This window comes from Hyphomonas oceanitis SCH89, assembly GCF_000685295.1.
Lineage (GTDB): Bacteria > Pseudomonadota > Alphaproteobacteria > Caulobacterales > Hyphomonadaceae > Hyphomonas > Hyphomonas oceanitis.
Genome location: NZ_ARYL01000013.1, coordinates 22,042 through 38,325, shown reverse-complemented (window position 1 = coordinate 38,325; position 16,284 = coordinate 22,042). Strand labels below are relative to the sequence as shown.

The window sequence follows — 16,284 nt, the reverse complement described above, 5'->3', positions numbered from 1 at the left end:
GGCGCAGGCAGCCTGTTGTGAGTGTATGCGACCATGAAACGGCTCTACCATTGGCCTCTTGATCCAGCCGGACGGCTGGTGCGCCTCGTTCTCGCCGAGAAGGGCGAAGCCTTCGAACTGTTTGACTCCACGCCCTGGGCGCCGCACCCCGATGTGGCCGCGCTCGCCTATGGCGCCGTTGCGCCGGCTTTGGTCGAGACCTTGCCTACTGGGCGTCTCTTCGCCTGCGGTACGCGGGCCATCTGCGAACAGATGGAAGAGATCAAGCCAACGCCCGCCCTCTTGCCAACTGACCAGAACGAGCGCGCCGAGGCACGTCGCCTCTGGGCATGGGTCGAGGCGGGCTGCGAGGAAGTGACCGACAAGCTGCTGACAGAGCGCGTCATGCAATGGGTGCGGCGCGACCGCCAGCCGGATTCCGAAAAGTTGCGCCGGGGCGCCCATGCCCTTCGCGGGCGTCTCACCTTCCTGAATGGCATGGTCGAGATGAACGGCTATCTGGCGGGCCGTACGCTGTCGCTGGCTGATCTTTGCGCGGCGGCGCACCTCTCGGCCTACGACTATTTCGGCGATGTGGAATGGAACGCGGTACCGGATCTCAAGACATGGTATGCGCGCATCAAGTCCCGCCCCAGCTTCCGCCCGTTGCTGAGCGACCGGATCGAGGGTACGCGACCTGTCTCCCATTATGCCGATCTCGACTTCTGACCCCCTCGCCAGTTCGCCCGAAGCCTTTCTCAAAGACACGGCGCGTTCGATAGGTTTCGACAGCGTTCGCATTACGCGGGCCGATGAGCCATGGGCGGCAGGCGAACGGCTTGAGGTTTTCGTTGCCGACGGTCGCCATGGCCAGATGGAATGGATGGAAACCACGCTTGAGCGACGCAAGGCCCCCACCGCCATGTGGGCTGGGGCGAAATCAGCTGTCGTGGTCGCGCTGAACTATGGCCCCGGCATCGACCCGATGGAGCTGCTGGCTGAACGCAGTGTGGGAAACATCTCCGTCTATGCGCGGGGGAGGGACTATCACGACCTCGTCAAGTCGCGCCTGAAACAGCTTGCCCGCGCTTTCGTGGCGGAGACGGGCTCTGAAGTGAAAGTCTTCGTCGATACCGCCCCCTTGATGGAAAAGCCGCTCGCCGCCAAGGCGGGCATGGGCTGGCAAGGCAAGCACACAAATCTGGTGAGCCGCGAGCTTGGTTCGTGGTTCTTCCTCGGCGTGATGCTGACAGCGGCAGAGTTGCAGCCTGATGCAACAGAGACAGACCATTGCGGGTCCTGCCGCGCCTGCCTTGATGCCTGCCCGACCAAGGCCTTTCCGGCGCCGTACCAGCTCGATGCACGCCGCTGCATTTCCTACCTCACCATCGAACATGCCGGGCCCATCCCGCGCGAGTTCCGCGCCGCGATGGGCAATCGCATCTATGGCTGCGACGATTGCCTTGCCGTCTGCCCGTGGAACAAGTTTGCCGAGGCAGCCTCGGAAGCCGCGCTCCATGCCCGCGCTGAACTGAAGACACCGGGCCTCGACGAATTGGCCGCGCTGGATGATGCCACCTTCCGTGAAGTCTTCTCCGGCTCACCGATCAAGCGTAGCGGCCGGACCCGCTTCGTGCGAAATGTGTGCGTCGCTATCGGTAATTCTGGAGACGTGCGCCTCGTGCCATCGCTGCTCAGCTTGCTGGGCGATGAGGCGGCTGACATTCGGGGTGCAGCCATCTGGGCGCTCGCGCGTCTTGATCCTGACAGATTTGAGGCCGAGAAGGCCGCGCGGATGGCGGAAGAGACCGATCCGGGCGTCTTGGCGGAATGGGAAGGGGCAGCATGACCTACGCAAACGGACACGGAACGGACTCAAAAGGGCCCGTCCGCGTATGGCTAGGCCGCCTTGTAAAGCTCATCGCAGGCCTGTTCGTGGCCTTTCATGTCTATGCACTGCTACTCAAGTTCGTGCCGGTCCCAGGCACAATACTCATGGCCCAACGCGCCATTGGCGGTGAGAGCCTGCGCCGCGACATTACCCCGCTTGAAGACATCTCGCCCTATCTTGTTAGTGCAGTGATTGCTGCAGAAGACACCCGCTACTGCGAGCATCACGGCGTCGATCCGGAAGCCATCGAGAAGGCCATTGACGAATACCAGCGCGGTCGTAAAGCGCGCGGCGCCTCCACGATCACCCAGCAGACCGCCAAGAACGTCTTCTTCTGGAATGGCGGCGGTGCCCCCCGCAAGGCCGGCGACATGTGGATGGCAACCTTCATCGACTACACGTGGGGCAAGCGCCGCGTCATGGAGGCCTATCTCAACGTGGCTGAATGGGGCGACGGTATCTTTGGCGCCGAGGCTGCGGCTCAGGCCCGCTTTGGCAAACCAGCCTCGAAACTGACAGAGCGCGAAGCGGCGCTCCTGGCGGCTGTGCTGCCCAGCCCGAACAAGTGGCGGGTCGATCCACCCGGGCCTTATGTTTCCAAGCGGGCAGGCACGCTGCAGGCGCGCATGCGCGTGGTGCGCAACCAGGGGCTCGATGCCTGCGTCTTCGGTGACGAGCGCCCGGCCGCGCTGCCGCCCGTTAAGGGCCAACCTGCGCCAGCACCTGAAGTGATGCCCGACCTGCCGCCGGATCCCGAGCCGCAGCCGGAAGAAACACAACCGGATGCGCCGGTAGCGACTGATGATCCGCTGAACGATGTGCTGGATGCCGCCGACCAGTCTTTCTCGCGGCCAGCACCTGAGGTGACCGAAGAGCCAGAGCCGTTTAGCGAGCCTGACCTGGCGCCGGCACCGCAGGAAGAAACGCCCGCAGAACCCGCTGCGCCGCAGGAGAGCGGTCCGACGGACCTGCGTCCGCGAAATGATTTGGGACTGGACCCTGAGCCGGAGCCGGACAGCCCGCCGCAATAAGCAGGCTGTCCTGAAGCGGTCTAGACCGGGTCGTAAGGGAAGACGCTGGCCGACGCGCCAAGATCGAAGAAGCTGCCCTGCATGGCGGGGAAGGCCTGATCGATGATGCTGTCGGGCGTCCAGCCTTCCATCCGGGCAACGGATTTGATCGGGCGGGGCTGGTCGCAGAGGATGACCTCATTGCCGCGCACGATGAAGATCTGGCCGCTCACCGTCTTCGCCTTGTCGGCGCAGAGGGCGATGGCGAGCTGGGCCACCTGGTCTGCGCGCATGGAGTTCTTGATCCGCTCGACGCGCTGGGCGCCAGCCTCATCCTTTACAGGGATGGAGGCAATCATGCGCGTCCATGCAAACGGCGCGATGACGTTGGACCGGATGTTCTTGCGCTCACCTTCCATCGCGATGATGCGCGAGAGGCCCACAATGCCCATCTTGGCGGCGGCATAGTTCGCCTGACCAATGTTGCCGATGATGCCGGACGTGGACGTAAACAGCACGAACGAGCCGCTTTCCTTTTCCCGGAAGAGTTCCACGGCGGCGCGGGTGACGTTGAAGCTGCCGCGCAGGTGAACGTCGATCACGGTGTCCCAGTCGGATTCGCTCATCTTGTGGAACATGCCGTCACGCAGGATGCCGGCCGGGTTGATGATCGAGTCCAGCGTGCCGTAGGTGTCCTTCGCTTGTTCGACCATGCCCTGCACGGCTTTCATGTCGGTGACGCTTTCGGAGTTAGACACAGCCTCGCCGCCAGCCGCGCGGATTTCCGCCGCGACCTTTTCGGCCGGTCCGGCATCGCCTTCGTCGCCACCTGTCAGGCTGCCGCCGAGATCGTTGACGACGACCTTGGCGCCTTCGCGGGCCGCCAGAAGGGCGGTCTCACGCCCGATACCGTTGCCGCCACCGGTGACCAGCACCACTTTTCCGTCAAGAACGCCCATTTTTGTTAATCCTCCGAATTTTCCATGTGATTGACGGGCACCCTAGATACCGCCAAGCAATGTTCAAGGTTTGAAACGCGAATTGAGGAAGGCTAAGGCTGGGGCATGACAAAGACATTTAAAGCCGTGATCTGGGATTTCGGGGGCGTGTTTACCTCCTCTCCCTTCGACGCCTTCACCCGCTACGAGGAAGAAAAAGGCCTTCCAAAGGACTTTATCCGCTCGGTAAATGCCGTGAATCCGCTGGAAAACGCATGGGCCTTGCTTGAGCGCAGCGAAGTGGACGCCGCCGGTTTCGATGGGATGTTCCGGACGGAATCTGCGGCCCTCGGCCACGAAGTACCGGGCCGCGACGTCTTGTCCCTCCTGTCCGGCAGCTTGCGTCCACGCGTCGTGGAAGCGCTCAAAGTTTGCAAGGCCAAGGGCAAGGTCGGCTGCATCACGAACAACGCGCCGATCGGGAAGGGGGCCTCAATGACGAATGACGCCCAGAAGGCGGCTGATCTGGAAAAAGTCTTCGCCATGTTCGACCATGTCATCGAAAGCTCGAAGCTCGGCATCCGCAAGCCTGATCCGCGCATCTATGCGCTGATGTGCGAAGCGCTGGACGTGGACCCGGTCGATTGCGTCTATCTCGATGATCTCGGCATCAACCTCAAGCCCGCCCGCCAGATGGGAATGACAACAATCAAGGTGCTCGGCGAAAACCAGTTGCTGGCCGATCTTGAGGCCGCCACCGGCTATGTGCTGGCGTAAGGCGTTCGTCGCGGCGGCGACGCTCGCCCTCGCCGGGTGCGGCCAGGGCGTGGACGCACCAGAGCCGGCGATCCCCGACGAGAGCCTGACGCAGTCTCCGCAGCCTGCCGTCTCGGTCGACCTGACGGAGACCGTGAGCGACACACGCGAGCTATTGCTGAGATATGCGGCGCAGGGGTCGCTCACCCGACTGGCGCGCCTTGCAGACCAGAGCGATGGGTTCATTTCCAATTTCAATGGTCAGCCCCATCAGGAGTTCTGGGACTTGCTGCGACGCACCGGTCTGGACCCGAACCTGAAACTGCGCGAACTGCTGGATCAGTCACCAGGTGTGAGAATGGTCGACGGGGAGCGCTGGTATGTGTGGCCCTCACTTGCCGCGCGCGATGCCAATGAACTTATCCCTGAGAAACTCTCCTTTCAGGAGCGCAAGGAATTGCGGGAACTCATCGGTGATGACGGGATTGACTTGATACGCGCCGGCAAGGGCTATCCGGGCATGCGCACCGCTATCGCGGAAGATGGCCGCTGGGTCTATTTCGTGCTCGGACTTGATGGAGAGGAATGAAAATATGTCAGGCAAGATAGGCGCGCGCGCCGCACTGGAACAACTCACGGGCTGGGCGCAAGGCAAAGGCGACCGCGACGTGATCGAGAAAACCTACAAATTCACCGACTTCAAGACGGCCTGGGCCTTCATGACTGGTACGGCAATCAAGGCTGACGGGATGGATCACCACCCTGAATGGTTCAATGTATACAACAAGGTCGAAGTGACCCTTACAACGCATGACGTGGACGGCGTTTCCTCAAAGGATGTCGAGCTTGCCGGATACATGGACGCCTTGGCCGACAAGCTGGGCTGAGCGCGAGCGTATCAGCTTCCGACGGCAGCCTTGCGAGTGTTGTCTGAGGAGGTGATGTCATGATCGGAAAGGTCTGTCAGAGCCTGCGCCGGGTCCAGGCGCCTTATTCCCTTCTTTTCATGTACACGCGTCAGCGCCGCCATGAGGTCATGCTCTATGATCGGCTTGGCGACATAGTCATCCATGCCCATCTTCAGGTAGCGTTCCCGGTCGCCATTCATGGCATCAGCGGTGAGCGCAATCACGGGAATGTCGCTCCAGCGCTCGCGGCTGTCACGGATTCGCCGCAGCACTTCCGGGCCGTCCATGTTCGGCATATGCGCATCCAGCAGGACGATATCGAAGGTCTCGCTGGAGAGATGGGCTAGCGCGTCCTTGCCGCTCGGCACATCGGTCACGATGACGCCCAGCGGCTCCAGAACAATGCGCGCCACCCGGCGGTTGATCGTGTTGTCATCCACGACGAGCGCCCGTACGCCTTTCAGGAGGTCCACTTCACGATCGGCCATGCCCGATACTGACTTGGTCACTTTACGCGGTGCATCGGCAACGCGGGCCTCGAACGAGAAGGTAAAGATCGATCCTTCACCGAGCTTGCTGACGCATGTGACATCACCGCCCATGAGCTGGGCCAGCTTGCGGGATATGGCGAGACCGAGGCCGGAGCCGCCATATTCGCGTGTAGTAGAGGAGTCCGCCTGCTGGAAGTTCTGGAACAGCCTGCTGCGTTGCTCCTCGCTGATGCCTATTCCGGTGTCTGAAACATGGACACTTATGGCAATCCGTCCATCTCGTGACATGTCGCCAGCCATCACGGCGAGCGTGACGCCACCCTCCTTGGTGAACTTGAGAGCATTCGTGAGAAGGTTGTCGATGCACTGGCGCACGCGCGTCGTGTCGATCGCAAGATGCTCCGGCAGTTTCGGATCAAAGACGACCTTGAGGGAGAGACCCTTTTGCTCGGCAAGCGGCCTGTAATTGCGCTCGATCCAGGAAATCCTGTTGCGGACATTTTCGACGACCGGGGTGATTTCCAGCCGACCCGCCTCGATCCGCGAAAGGTCGAGGATGTCATTGAGCAGGAGGAGAAGCGTATGTGAACTCTCGACAATCGTGTCGACCATTTCCGCTTCTTCGGTTCCCAGCGCGCGATGACGCAGACCCTCGGCCATGCCGATAATGCCATTCAGTGGTGTGCGTATTTCGTGGCTCATCGAAGCCAGGAATTCCGATTTTGCCTCGCTGGCCATAAGCGCGTGGCGGCGCGCGGCATTGAGTGAAATCTCACGCTGGACAAGGTCGGTTACATCATGCGTCACGCCAATGATATGGCCATCATCGAGGTGCGAATGGCTGGTCACGACGTGCCGGCCTGTGGCCGTGACCATATCAAGGTCCTTGCACTTGCGGATCGCGTCCATGACGATGGTGTGGCGCACCTGAAAAGTGGCCTCGTTCAGGCGCGGGAAAAGGCTGCGGATCTGGCGCGCGACAGAATCGTGAAACGAGATGCCGTCGTCCATGCTGGAATAGAGAACAGGCCAGTGTTCGCGGGCCGCCTTGTTGGCGTACCGAAGCGTGCCGTCGGGCCGATAGACGATGAAGCCCCCCCTGCAGCTGGTCGAGTGCCAGCCACGCCCTTTCGGCAGGGATATTGTTTTCATCCTGCATCTTGGCCTGTCCATTCCCCCAAACCCCCAGCCTAGTGGGCATTTATGTAGGGAATGTAAAATCCGCGCCGGATATAAACCCGAACGGGTTTAGCCGCCCTTTTTCCAGGCCACCTGGTAGAGATCGAACCGGCGGTCCTTCAGATTTTGCACGGCGCCCGACTGGCGTGCCGTCAGCAGATCCGAGAGCGAGAGATCGGCCAGGGCAACGGTCTCTGTATTGGCTGGCGTATCTGCGGCAACCCCGTCGCGTGAGAAGGGGAAGTCAGATGGCGTCAGGATGCAGCTCTCAGCATAGTGAATGTCCATGTTCTCGACGTTTGGCAGGTTGCCCACCACGCCGGACATGACGACATAGCACTGGTTCTCGACCGCCCGGGCCTGACAGCAATAGCGCACGCGCAGATATCCGCGCCGCTCATCGGTGCAGAAGGGTACGAACAGTAGCAGGGCGCCTTGATCGACCAAGTGGCGGGCCTGTTCGGGGAACTCGCTGTCATAGCAGATCATCACACCGATCGGGCCGCAATCGGTCTGGATCACCGTGTTGCCCTTGCCGCCCTGGATGTTCCACCAGCGGCGCTCCGAAGGTGTGGGATGGAGCTTCTGCTGGGTATGCACCGAACCATCCCGCAGGAAGATGTAGGAGACGTTGAGAATGTCGCCATTTTCCATCTTGCTCGGGTGCGAGCCGCCAATGATGTTGATATTGTAGGAGACAGCCAGCTTCTCCATGAAGGCGATATAGCGCTGCGTATATTCCGAGATTTTCTCGATGGCTTCCATCGGCCCGAGTGGCTTTTGCTCAAGCGATAGTAATTGCAGCGTGAACAGTTCCGGGAAGACGACAAAGTCCGACCTGTAGTCGGACGCGATATCGACGAAGTATTCCACTTGCGTCTCAAACTCGTCAATCGACTGTATGCGGCGCATCTGGAACTGCACGGTGGTGATGCGTACGCTTTCAGGCAGGTCGGTATTGCCGAGGCTCGCTTTCGCCTTGATCTCTTCCTGTGCAAGCGGGTTCTTCCAGAACATGTGGGTGGCATGGTTCATCGAAGCTGCGTCGCCGGGCAGGTAGTTCTTCAGCACACCGATAGGCTCAAAGCCCTGGCGCAGCTGGAACGTGATAACCTGGTCTTTCAGCTTGGAAGCAACGACGGCGGCGACATAGTCGGCCGGGTTGGGATATTCCTTGGCGCGGCGGGCATAGCCCGGCATGCGTCCGCCGAACACGATACCCTTGAGCTCGAGATACTGGCAAAGTTCCTGACGCACACGATAGAACCGCTGGCCGATCCGAAGGCGGCGGAAGTCAGGGTCAACGCCGACATCCATGCCATATAGAACGTCGCCCTCGACATCATGACGCGCAGCAAAGCCGACACCGGTAATCTCGTCCCACGTGTGCGGCGCGAAGGCGACCTCGGATTTGATCATGAACGTCGCCGCATGGCCGACGATCTTGCCTTCATATTCGGCGACGAACTGACCTTCGGGGAAGCGGTTAATATGGCCGAGCAGATTGTCTCGGGTATAGCCCATGCCGGTGCCGTAAATTCGCTCCGACAAGTCGATCATCGCGCTCACATCAGCGGGCTTTGCGTTGCGGACAATCAGTTTGGCGGCAGAATTCGTCATGGAGGCTCCGGATTGGGGGAAGGGCTACAATATGGGCGGTGTCCTGGAAAGTTCCAGTTAATGCGGCAGTCGCAGGCTGGCTCGCAACCCACCAAGGACGCTGTCAGACAGGCGCAGATCGCCTCCATGCGCTCTTGCCGTGTCCCGCGCAAGCGTAAGTCCCAGCCCTGTGCCCGACGTGTTTTGCGTACGCGCTTCATCAAGACGGGAGAAGGGACGGAAGGCTTCTTCGCGTCTCTCAGGCGCAATGCCGGGACCATTATCGTCGACATGGACTTCGGCGGCATGCGGACCATCGAGCACGGTGACCCGCACATCGGTCGCATATTTTACGGCATTGGAAATCAGGTTGTTGATGGCGCGCTTCAGCGCTAGCGGTCGGCCGGTGGCCGAGATTGAAGTCGGTCCGACAACCGGTACATGGGCTCCGAATCCAGCAGCGGCCTCGCGCACGAGCTCGGCGAGGTCCAGCGCCATAGGTTCGTCGCCTTCCTCGCCTCGGGCGAAGGTCAGATACTCGTCGAGCATCATGGCCATGTCATCAAGGTCCGACTGAGCGGCTGCAAGATCTTCCGACTGTTCCATCATGGCGAGGGACAGTTTCAGGCGTGTCAGGGGCGTGCGTAGATCGTGACTGACGCCGGCCAGCATGGCTGAGCGCTGATCTGCAAAGGCGGTCAGGCGGCTTTTCATGTCGAGTAGCGCACGGGCGGCGTCGCGTACTTCGGTCGCCCCGGACGGGCGGAAGCCCGGTGCGTCACGTCCCCGGCCGAAGGCCCGCGCAGCTTCCGACAGGCGCAGGATGGACCGCACCTGCTGGTTCAGGAAGGCAACAGCCAGTGCAAGCATCAAGAGGGAAGAGGCGATCACCCAGACAATGAAGAAGTGCGAGTTCACGACCAGCGCCCGCTTCCGCTCGATCAGGATTTCGGCTGTGCCGCTACCTGACGGAAAGCGGAAGTGCAGCATTGTGCGCGGATCGACGCTGACATCGACCGGCACGCCGAGCCGGATCGTGAGCTCTTCGGTCAGCGTCTTTCCATAAGCAAAACTGTGAATAAGGCGAGGGCTGCCATCCGCCGGGTCCGCATAATCACACGTAAACGTCATGTCCAGATCGCGCTGGAGTTTCTCTTTCGTGAAAAGCGTATCGGGGCGCGCATCGCAAAATGACTGGATCTGGGCTGCGTCGCGGGCAATTGCCTGCGCCAGCTTGCGGTTCACCTCGGCGAGGTGGCTGTCATAGTAATACCAGGTCATCAGCGCGAGGATCAGCACGACCGGCGCCACCACCATCAGGAGGCTGCGCGCATAAAGGCCGCGCGGTGTGATATCTCTCAGACGTGCCATAACGTGCGCCTCAATCCGGCATCAGGCGGTAACCGACACCGCGCACTGTCTGGATATGCACGGGCTCACGCGGATTGGGCTCGATCTTCCGGCGCAGACGCGTCACCTGCACATCCACTGAACGCTCCATGCCTGCAGATGTCAGCGAGGCGAGTTCCTCGCGGCTGACCGGTTCGCCCGCGTGTGCGGCGAGTATGGTCAGCAGCTGGAGCTCGGCGTCGGTCAGGCGGATGCGCTTGTCGCCCTCGCGCAGCTCACCGCGCGCTGCGTTGAAGACAAGGCCCGACATCTCGACTTCTTCCGGCGGCACATCCTTATGCGATCGGCGCAGGATTGCGGCGCAGCGCAGGGCCAGTTCCTCTGGCTCGAATGGCTTCGGCAAATAGTCGTCCGCGCCAAGTTTCAGTCCGCCAATCCGGTCTGACGCCTCGCCGCGCGCCGTCAGCAGCATGACCGGTGTTTCCTTCTCGCGGCCTGCGCGGATTGCGGCGAGCAGGGAGAGGCCATCCTCGCCCGGCATCATCACATCGAGAATGGCGAGATCGAATTCCATCGTGGCCAGAAGGCGCCGTGCCGCCGCTGCGTCGCCCGCCGCCGTCACGCGGTGCCCTTCGCGCGAGAGGAAGCGCTTTAGAAGGTCGCGAATGCGGTCATCGTCATCGACGACAAGGATATGGGCCGGTTCCTTCATCGCCGTGTCACTTCGCCAACGCTTCGAGAGCGAGACGCATGCCGGCCACCGCGTCCGGCCCCGCCGCGCGGAAAGCGAGCCTGAGGCGCTCGCGGAGCACGATGGCAATCGGCGTGGTGAGGGTGATACCTGCATCCGACAGGACGAGCGTCCGGCGCCGACCGTCACGTTCTTCGCGTTCGCGCTCGATCAGGCCGCGCGTGTCCAGCGCACCGATGAGGCGCGCGAAAGTTGGCACTGTCATGCCAACAGAGTCGCGCATTTCGCTGACAGTCCGGCCCGGCTCATAGCGGATAGATATGAGAATTTGCATCTCTGGCTTGCTTAGCCCTGCTTTCTTGCGCGCGGTTTCTGCTGCAGAAAGGAGTTCGCGCCCCCCCGCCATAAGGAGGCCGACACCGCGATCCAGCTCCTGATCCATAAGGAAAAGGCGCGGATCGAACGGTCGGTTCAGGTTGACGTCAGGGGCCATAGTCTGAAATGAACGCGAATACAGAAAAAGTGCAAGCGAGGAGCGCTGAAATCCATGGCAAGTATCCCCTATGACGACCGTGACGGGTATATCTGGATGGACGGCGAATTCGTCGCCTGGCGTGATAGCAAGGTACATATCCTGACGCATGCACTGCACTATGCCTCGGCTGTGTTCGAGGGCGAGCGCGCCTATGGCGGCAAGATTTTCCGCTCGCTGGACCATTCCAAGCGCCTGCATAATTCAGCCCGCATCATGGGTTTCGAAATTCCGTTTACCGTTGAACAGCTGGAAGAAGCCAAGCGCGAAGCGCTGGCAAAGTCCGGTCTCGACAGCGCCTATGTCCGTGCGGTCGCTTGGCGTGGCTCCGAGATGATGGGCGTTTCAGCTCAGAACAACACGATCCACCTCGCTGTGGCCGTGTGGTCGTGGGGCGATTATTTTGCCGACAAGATGAAGGGCATCCGCCTGACGCACGCCGAATGGCGCCGTCCGGCCCCGGATACCGCGCCCTGCCACGCCAAGGCCGCTGGCCTATACATGATCTGTACGCTCTCCAAGCATGCGGCTGAAAAGGCCGGCTATGCCGACGCGCTGATGCTCGACTATCGCGGCCAGGTCGCCGAGGCGACGGGCGCGAACATCTTTTTTGTACGCGACAATGTCCTGCACACCCCGACGCCGGATTGTTTCCTCAACGGCCTCACGCGCCAGACCACGATCAAGCTCGCCCAGGCGCGCCAGATCGAGGTTATCGAACGCGCCATCATGCCGGACGAGCTGGCGACCTTCTCCGAATGCTTCATCACGGGCAGCGCAGCGGAGATCACGCCGGTCGCTGAAATCGGGGCACACGTCTACAAGCCGGCCACGATCAGCCACGCATTGGTGGATGATTATACGCAGCTCGTGAACGGCAAGATGGAACTCGCGCTCTAGGGCGCGAGGTTCAGCCTTCGGCTGGTTCGTCCTTGATCCAGGCCTCGACGGGGCCTTTCAGCAGCATTGTCAGCGGGTTGCCCTTGCGGTCGACGGCTTTGCCGGCGGACACGCGGATCCAGCCTTCGGAGATGCAATACTCCTCGACATTGTTTTTCTCTTCACCCTTGAAACGGATGCCCACGCCGCGCAGCAGCAGGGCCTCGTTATAATAGGGGCTTTTCGGATTGACGCTCAGGCGGTCGGGGAGTGTGTCTGTCATGGGAATGTTCTTTGCCTCGTAGCTCGGCCTGACTCAAGAGCCTGTTTCAGGGCCGCGCAATGGCGCCCGCTTCCACCTGCTGGGCGAACATGTCCGCAATCGCGTCGCTCACGGGATGGTAGGTGAGGCCAAGCGCGCGGCGCGACTTTGAATTGTCGGCCTTCCAGGGCAGTTTCGGCCCGTCGGAGGGCGCGTCTTTCGTGGGGAAGGGCCAGTCATCGCCAAACCGCTCGCGAAGGACATTCGCGATATAGAGAAAGTCGTGCGCCTCGGCGAACGTGATATGGCGCCCTTCAGCCTCGGGTACGAAGCCTGCCATCATGTGCGCCTCTGCCACGTCCTTCACATCGACCATGCCGATCTCGCGCGGTGGCGCTCCATCCTTCATGGCGCCGTTACCAAAGGCCTTGATATAGTTGAAGGATTCTGACGTTTGGTCCGGATTGATGCCGGGCCCAAGCACGAGGGCTGGATTGATCACGACCAGTTTCCAGCGGTCCTGCGCGCCCGCCATGTCCCAGGCCGCACGCTCGGCCAATGTTTTTGAATAATTGTAGGGCGTCACGGTGAGGGAAGATGATGTGTTCCAGTCATCTTCCGTCAGCACGCCGCCCGAAGCCTTGGCCACGTCCTCGATCACGCCATAGATGGCCGCGCAGGAGCTGGTGACGACGACGCGCCTCACGCTGTCGATTGCATTGGCTGAGTCCAGGACGTTGCGCGTGCCCTTGAGCGCCGGATCAACCAAGTCGCGTTGGGGGTCGGCCACATTTACCGTGAAGGGCGAGGCGGTATGAAACACCACGGCGCAGCCCTGCATGGCTTCGGCATAGCTGCCGGGCTCAAGAAGGTCGGCCTTGAAGAAACGGATCGTGCCGGGCTTGGCATCGGCGAGCTTTTGTAGCGGTCCGGTTTTCTCGGTATTCGACGGGTCGCGCACGGCGGCATGCACCGAAAAGCCCTCGTCTAAAAGTCGACTGACAAGCCAGCCGGCCACATAGCCCGTCGCACCCGTGACAAGAACCGGGGCGCTTGTGTCATAGTTGGGTACGGGCGTGGACATGATGGAAGGCTCCTTCTGAAACGTGTGCTGGCCGACGCCAGCAAGTTCTCACCAGATAAGAGCGAAGGAGACCTTAAACCACCCTCGTCCTGGTCGCCTCTGATTTGCTCTGCCCCGCTAGGCCGCCACGCTCTGTCCCCAGACACGCAGCAGGTTTCCGCCTAAGAACTGCGCCGCTTCCGTCTCGCCCATTCCGCGCTTCAGCAGGAGGCCTGTCAGGTCCGGCAGGCGGCGGTAATCGTCGAAGACCGGTTTGTAATTGCCGTCCATGTCAGTGCCCATGCAGACATGGTCGATGCCGACCGCATCAATCAGCGTAAAAATCCGGTCGGCATAACCGGCCAGGTCGCTGATGCCGATGCCGCTCGGCCAGGCCCCGACCACGCCGCCCGTTGCCGCAACTTCGCGGGCAAGGTCGGCGGAGATGAAACGGGGATGGTCAAGTTCCGGCGTCTTGATATGCGTGTGCGAGAACATGACTGGGCTGTCTGAAAGCTCCAGCGCGCGGCGGGCTGCCTTTTCCGGCATATGCGCGAGGTCGATCAATAGGCCGAGCCGGTTCATTTCGCGTACGATTGCCTCGCCTGCGAGGGAAAGCGCGCTGTCATCCTCCGATTCCGTCATCGGCTCGCTGATCTCGTTGGCGCGATAATGCATCAGCGTGATCGACTGCACGCCGTCCGCTTTGGCTTCAGCCAAGCGGTCGCTGGAGCCTTCCAAAAAGTCGGCGCCTTCGACACTCCATATGGCGCCCGGCTTACCGGATGCACGAACCATGTCGATGTCGCCGGGCGCAGAAAAAGGTGTGACCAGGCCGTCGCTGGCCAGTTTCTTCAGGTTCGTGATCTGGGTCTTGTAGCTCGCCCAAGCCTCGCCCGGCTCGAAGGGGCGGCTTTCGGCAATGCCTGTTTTCGTCGGGCTGAGCACATTTATGTCTGAAACGGCCGCAAAACTCGCGCCCGCCAGACCGCCTTCAGTCATGTCGTTCACAGTGCGCCGCTCGAATATGCCCTTGGCCGCATAAGCCTTCATCATGGGGGAGAGGCCGCTGGCGTCCCGCAGGAATGTGCGTCCCGGATGGGCATGGGCATCGAGGGCGGGGTTTGCGTCCAGGAAGGCGGCGCCGCGTGCAAGCTCTTCATCTGTCAGGTCGAAGCCGAGCGGCGCAGCGTCTGGCCGCTTGCGCCATGCGTAGGCGCCATAGGCCCCCGCTGCGATTACTGCTGCGCCGCCTGCCAGTAGCGCGCGTCTCGTCATTTTTCCCATCATGAACTCCCGGTTTCCGCGCAATAGCGGCGAGGCCGGGCACGGGGTCAAGTCAGGAGGTCTTGGCGTTGTGACGCATATACCGAGTCGCCGCCCCGAAACCATTTGGACAAATGGGTTCGAGGCGGGATTGGGATAGGGGTTCTACAGTGTCTCGTCGTTGGAAAGTGGTGCTATTTCTCGGGCTGCGGCGTGTAGCGCAGGTAGGGCTTCACGGCTTTGTAGCCTTTCGGGAAGAGGCGCTTGATTTCTTCCGGATCGGTCAGCGACGGAACGATGATCACATCCTCGCCTTGCTGCCAGTTCACCGGTGTCGCCACCTTATGGCCGTCGGTCAGTTGCAGGCTGTCGAGCAAGCGCAGGATTTCATCGAAATTGCGACCTGCGCTTGGCGGGTAGACGATCGAGGCGCGAATTTTCTTTTTGGGGTCAATCACATAGACCGCGCGCACCGTGACTTTCGCGTCAGCGTTCGGGTGAATCATGTTGTACAGTGTGGCGACCTTGCGCTCAGTGTCGGCAATGATCGGAAACTGGACACTGGTGTTCTGGGTCTCGTTGATATCCTCGATCCAGCGCTTGTGATCTTCCACGCTATCAACCGACACGACCAGCGCCTTGGCCCCGCGCTTGGCAAATTCGTCCTTCAGCTTGGCTGTATAGCCGAGCTCGGTTGTGCAGACCGGCGTGAAATCCGCCGGGTGGGAGAAGAAAATCACCCAGTCATCACCGGCCCATTCATGAAACTTGATCCGGCCTTCCGTGGTATCCGCTTCAAAGTCCGGGGCGACATCGCCAATCAGAAGGCTCATAATTCAAACTCCTATCACTTGATTTCTGGACCAGAAATGGTGCCTAAGGGCTATAGAACCAATGCGCGACACCTGAATGTGTCGATCAGTTTTTCTAATGGTCCCGGCAGAGCGAGCACACAGCGCACATGAAACGCCTTATCCTGATGCGTCATGCCAAGACCGAACCCTGGACGGAAGGCATTGACGATTTCGGTCGCGCGCTGACCGAGCAGGGGCATGCGGATGCGCGCCGCGTGGCCGAAGAGATCGTTGCGCGTGGCTGGAGCCCGGAGCGGATCCTCGTCTCGACCGCACGCCGGGCGCGGGAGACCTGTTCAGAAGTTGCCCAAGTGGTGGAAGGCGAGCGCGTTCGCCCGATGGAAGCGCTTTACCTGTCAGGCCAGCGGGGCATCCTTGAGGCTGTGCGCCAGAATGACGGTGCGACGACGCTGATGGTGATTGGGCACAATCCGGGCCTGCATGACTTTGCCCTTAACCTGATGCGCGATGGCGGCAGCAGCGATCATGAGAGTTCCGAACGGCTTGCGGAGAAATTCCCGACCGCCTGCGCGGCGCTGTTTGAGTCAGATGAGAACGGGCCTTTCCTGCCGGTACATTTCCGCCTCACGGATGTAATGCGCGCGCGAGACTTTCGAGAGACAGGCCTCGCCTGAT

The 16,284-nt window shown here is 61.1% G+C and carries 18 protein-coding genes; 8 read left to right on the top strand and 10 right to left on the bottom strand.

Going from position 1 to position 16,284, the window contains the following annotated elements; translation table 11 throughout:
• Window positions 1-33: 33 nt before the first annotated feature.
• The 3 genes from HOC_RS09865 to mtgA are packed head-to-tail and all read left to right on the top strand — an operon-like array spanning window position 34 to window position 2,901.
• Window positions 34-708 (top strand): glutathione S-transferase family protein, encoded by a 675-nt coding sequence (locus HOC_RS09865; protein WP_035538026.1) that lies wholly within the window; start codon window positions 34-36, stop codon window positions 706-708.
• Window positions 689-1,828: a tRNA epoxyqueuosine(34) reductase QueG gene (gene queG, locus HOC_RS09860; RefSeq protein WP_035538024.1), complete on the top strand. Its 1,140-nt coding sequence runs from the start codon at window positions 689-691 to the stop codon at window positions 1,826-1,828. Before HOC_RS09865 ends, queG begins: the two co-directional genes overlap by 20 nt.
• Window positions 1,825-2,901: a monofunctional biosynthetic peptidoglycan transglycosylase gene (gene mtgA, locus HOC_RS09855; RefSeq protein WP_084146244.1), complete on the top strand. Its 1,077-nt coding sequence runs from the start codon at window positions 1,825-1,827 to the stop codon at window positions 2,899-2,901. The genes queG and mtgA overlap by 4 nt, the downstream gene beginning before the upstream one ends.
• 20 nt (window positions 2,902-2,921) lie before the next feature.
• Here the strand turns inward: mtgA and HOC_RS09850 are convergent, their stop codons facing one another.
• Window positions 2,922-3,839 carry an SDR family NAD(P)-dependent oxidoreductase gene (locus HOC_RS09850; RefSeq protein ID WP_035538022.1) on the bottom strand — a complete coding sequence of 306 codons (918 nt, stop codon included), beginning with the start codon at window positions 3,837-3,839 and terminating at the stop codon, window positions 2,922-2,924.
• A gap of 105 nt (window positions 3,840-3,944) precedes the next feature.
• Between HOC_RS09850 and HOC_RS09845 the strand changes: the two genes are divergently transcribed.
• From HOC_RS09845 to HOC_RS09835, 3 genes are read left to right on the top strand one after another with little or no spacing between them, the layout of a single operon-like run.
• Complete coding sequence (locus tag HOC_RS09845; protein WP_035538021.1) at window positions 3,945-4,595, top strand: HAD-IA family hydrolase; 651 nt, start codon at window positions 3,945-3,947, stop codon at window positions 4,593-4,595.
• A complete protein-coding gene (locus tag HOC_RS09840; RefSeq protein ID WP_035538019.1) occupies window positions 4,582-5,163 on the top strand; it encodes a hypothetical protein in 582 nt (193 codons plus the stop codon). Before HOC_RS09845 ends, HOC_RS09840 begins: the two co-directional genes overlap by 14 nt.
• Before the next feature lie 4 nt (window positions 5,164-5,167).
• The gene (locus HOC_RS09835) at window positions 5,168-5,461 is read left to right on the top strand and encodes a 4a-hydroxytetrahydrobiopterin dehydratase (protein WP_035538017.1); all 294 of its coding nucleotides are present in this window, start codon (window positions 5,168-5,170) and stop codon (window positions 5,459-5,461) included.
• An 11-nt stretch (window positions 5,462-5,472) separates the two neighbouring features.
• Here the strand turns inward: HOC_RS09835 and HOC_RS09830 are convergent, their stop codons facing one another.
• From HOC_RS09830 to HOC_RS09810, 5 genes are all read right to left on the bottom strand, one after another.
• Window positions 5,473-7,125 carry an ATP-binding protein gene (locus HOC_RS09830; protein ID WP_051624713.1) on the bottom strand — a complete coding sequence of 551 codons (1,653 nt, stop codon included), beginning with the start codon at window positions 7,123-7,125 and terminating at the stop codon, window positions 5,473-5,475.
• Window positions 7,126-7,221: 96 nt separating this feature from the next.
• On the bottom strand, window positions 7,222-8,772 hold the full coding sequence (locus tag HOC_RS09825; protein ID WP_035538016.1) for a bifunctional GNAT family N-acetyltransferase/carbon-nitrogen hydrolase family protein: 1,551 nt from the start codon (window positions 8,770-8,772) through the stop codon (window positions 7,222-7,224).
• 57 nt (window positions 8,773-8,829) lie between these two features.
• A complete protein-coding gene (locus HOC_RS09820) occupies window positions 8,830-10,122 on the bottom strand; it encodes an ATP-binding protein (protein WP_035538015.1) in 1,293 nt (430 codons plus the stop codon).
• 10 nt (window positions 10,123-10,132) lie between these two features.
• Window positions 10,133-10,813, bottom strand: a complete 681-nt coding sequence (locus HOC_RS09815) for a response regulator (protein ID WP_035538014.1) — start codon at window positions 10,811-10,813, stop codon at window positions 10,133-10,135.
• Window positions 10,814-10,820: 7 nt separating this feature from the next.
• The gene (locus HOC_RS09810) at window positions 10,821-11,285 is read right to left on the bottom strand and encodes a MarR family winged helix-turn-helix transcriptional regulator (RefSeq protein ID WP_051624711.1); all 465 of its coding nucleotides are present in this window, start codon (window positions 11,283-11,285) and stop codon (window positions 10,821-10,823) included.
• A 54-nt stretch (window positions 11,286-11,339) separates the two neighbouring features.
• On the opposite strand from HOC_RS09810, the gene HOC_RS09805 reads away from it, so the two are divergent.
• The gene (locus HOC_RS09805) at window positions 11,340-12,224 is read left to right on the top strand and encodes a branched-chain amino acid aminotransferase (RefSeq protein WP_035538013.1); all 885 of its coding nucleotides are present in this window, start codon (window positions 11,340-11,342) and stop codon (window positions 12,222-12,224) included.
• 10 nt (window positions 12,225-12,234) lie between these two features.
• Here HOC_RS09805 and HOC_RS09800 read toward each other — a convergent pair whose 3' ends face one another.
• The 4 genes from HOC_RS09800 to HOC_RS09785 form a co-directional block, all read right to left on the bottom strand.
• Window positions 12,235-12,486 carry a DUF3297 family protein gene (locus tag HOC_RS09800; protein WP_035538011.1) on the bottom strand — a complete coding sequence of 84 codons (252 nt, stop codon included), beginning with the start codon at window positions 12,484-12,486 and terminating at the stop codon, window positions 12,235-12,237.
• A gap of 46 nt (window positions 12,487-12,532) precedes the next feature.
• On the bottom strand, window positions 12,533-13,549 hold the full coding sequence (locus tag HOC_RS09795; protein WP_035538009.1) for an NAD-dependent epimerase/dehydratase family protein: 1,017 nt from the start codon (window positions 13,547-13,549) through the stop codon (window positions 12,533-12,535).
• A 117-nt stretch (window positions 13,550-13,666) separates the two neighbouring features.
• Window positions 13,667-14,806 carry a dipeptidase gene (locus HOC_RS21190; RefSeq protein WP_162174823.1) on the bottom strand — a complete coding sequence of 380 codons (1,140 nt, stop codon included), beginning with the start codon at window positions 14,804-14,806 and terminating at the stop codon, window positions 13,667-13,669.
• A 182-nt stretch (window positions 14,807-14,988) separates the two neighbouring features.
• Window positions 14,989-15,627 carry a peroxiredoxin gene (locus tag HOC_RS09785; protein ID WP_035538007.1) on the bottom strand — a complete coding sequence of 213 codons (639 nt, stop codon included), beginning with the start codon at window positions 15,625-15,627 and terminating at the stop codon, window positions 14,989-14,991.
• Window positions 15,628-15,755: 128 nt separating this feature from the next.
• On the opposite strand from HOC_RS09785, the gene HOC_RS09780 reads away from it, so the two are divergent.
• Window positions 15,756-16,283, top strand: coding sequence for a SixA phosphatase family protein (locus HOC_RS09780; protein WP_035538006.1), 528 nt, complete (start codon window positions 15,756-15,758; stop codon window positions 16,281-16,283).
• Window position 16,284 lies beyond the last annotated feature (1 nt).

Bases quoted from the DNA above. Each gene is read 5' to 3' on its own strand.
- HOC_RS09835 (WP_035538017.1), top strand. From the start codon at position 5,168: ATGTCAGGCAAGATAGGCGCGCGCGCCGCACTGGAACAACTCACGGGC.
- HOC_RS09840 (WP_035538019.1), top strand. From the start codon at position 4,582: ATGTGCTGGCGTAAGGCGTTCGTCGCGGCGGCGACGCTCGCCCTCGCC.
- HOC_RS09810 (WP_051624711.1), bottom strand. From the start codon at position 11,285: ATGGCCCCTGACGTCAACCTGAACCGACCGTTCGATCCGCGCCTTTTC.
- HOC_RS09850 (WP_035538022.1), bottom strand. From the start codon at position 3,839: ATGGGCGTTCTTGACGGAAAAGTGGTGCTGGTCACCGGTGGCGGCAAC.
- HOC_RS09805 (WP_035538013.1), top strand. From the start codon at position 11,340: ATGGCAAGTATCCCCTATGACGACCGTGACGGGTATATCTGGATGGAC.
- HOC_RS09830 (WP_051624713.1), bottom strand. From the start codon at position 7,125: ATGAAAACAATATCCCTGCCGAAAGGGCGTGGCTGGCACTCGACCAGC.
- HOC_RS09815 (WP_035538014.1), bottom strand. From the start codon at position 10,813: ATGAAGGAACCGGCCCATATCCTTGTCGTCGATGACGATGACCGCATT.
- HOC_RS21190 (WP_162174823.1), bottom strand. From the start codon at position 14,806: ATGACGAGACGCGCGCTACTGGCAGGCGGCGCAGCAGTAATCGCAGCG.
- HOC_RS09820 (WP_035538015.1), bottom strand. From the start codon at position 10,122: ATGGCACGTCTGAGAGATATCACACCGCGCGGCCTTTATGCGCGCAGC.
- HOC_RS09825 (WP_035538016.1), bottom strand. From the start codon at position 8,772: ATGACGAATTCTGCCGCCAAACTGATTGTCCGCAACGCAAAGCCCGCT.
- HOC_RS09780 (WP_035538006.1), top strand. From the start codon at position 15,756: ATGAAACGCCTTATCCTGATGCGTCATGCCAAGACCGAACCCTGGACG.
- queG (WP_035538024.1), top strand. From the start codon at position 689: ATGCCGATCTCGACTTCTGACCCCCTCGCCAGTTCGCCCGAAGCCTTT.
- HOC_RS09845 (WP_035538021.1), top strand. From the start codon at position 3,945: ATGACAAAGACATTTAAAGCCGTGATCTGGGATTTCGGGGGCGTGTTT.
- mtgA (WP_084146244.1), top strand. From the start codon at position 1,825: ATGACCTACGCAAACGGACACGGAACGGACTCAAAAGGGCCCGTCCGC.
- HOC_RS09865 (WP_035538026.1), top strand. From the start codon at position 34: ATGAAACGGCTCTACCATTGGCCTCTTGATCCAGCCGGACGGCTGGTG.
- HOC_RS09800 (WP_035538011.1), bottom strand. From the start codon at position 12,486: ATGACAGACACACTCCCCGACCGCCTGAGCGTCAATCCGAAAAGCCCC.
- HOC_RS09795 (WP_035538009.1), bottom strand. From the start codon at position 13,549: ATGTCCACGCCCGTACCCAACTATGACACAAGCGCCCCGGTTCTTGTC.
- HOC_RS09785 (WP_035538007.1), bottom strand. From the start codon at position 15,627: ATGAGCCTTCTGATTGGCGATGTCGCCCCGGACTTTGAAGCGGATACC.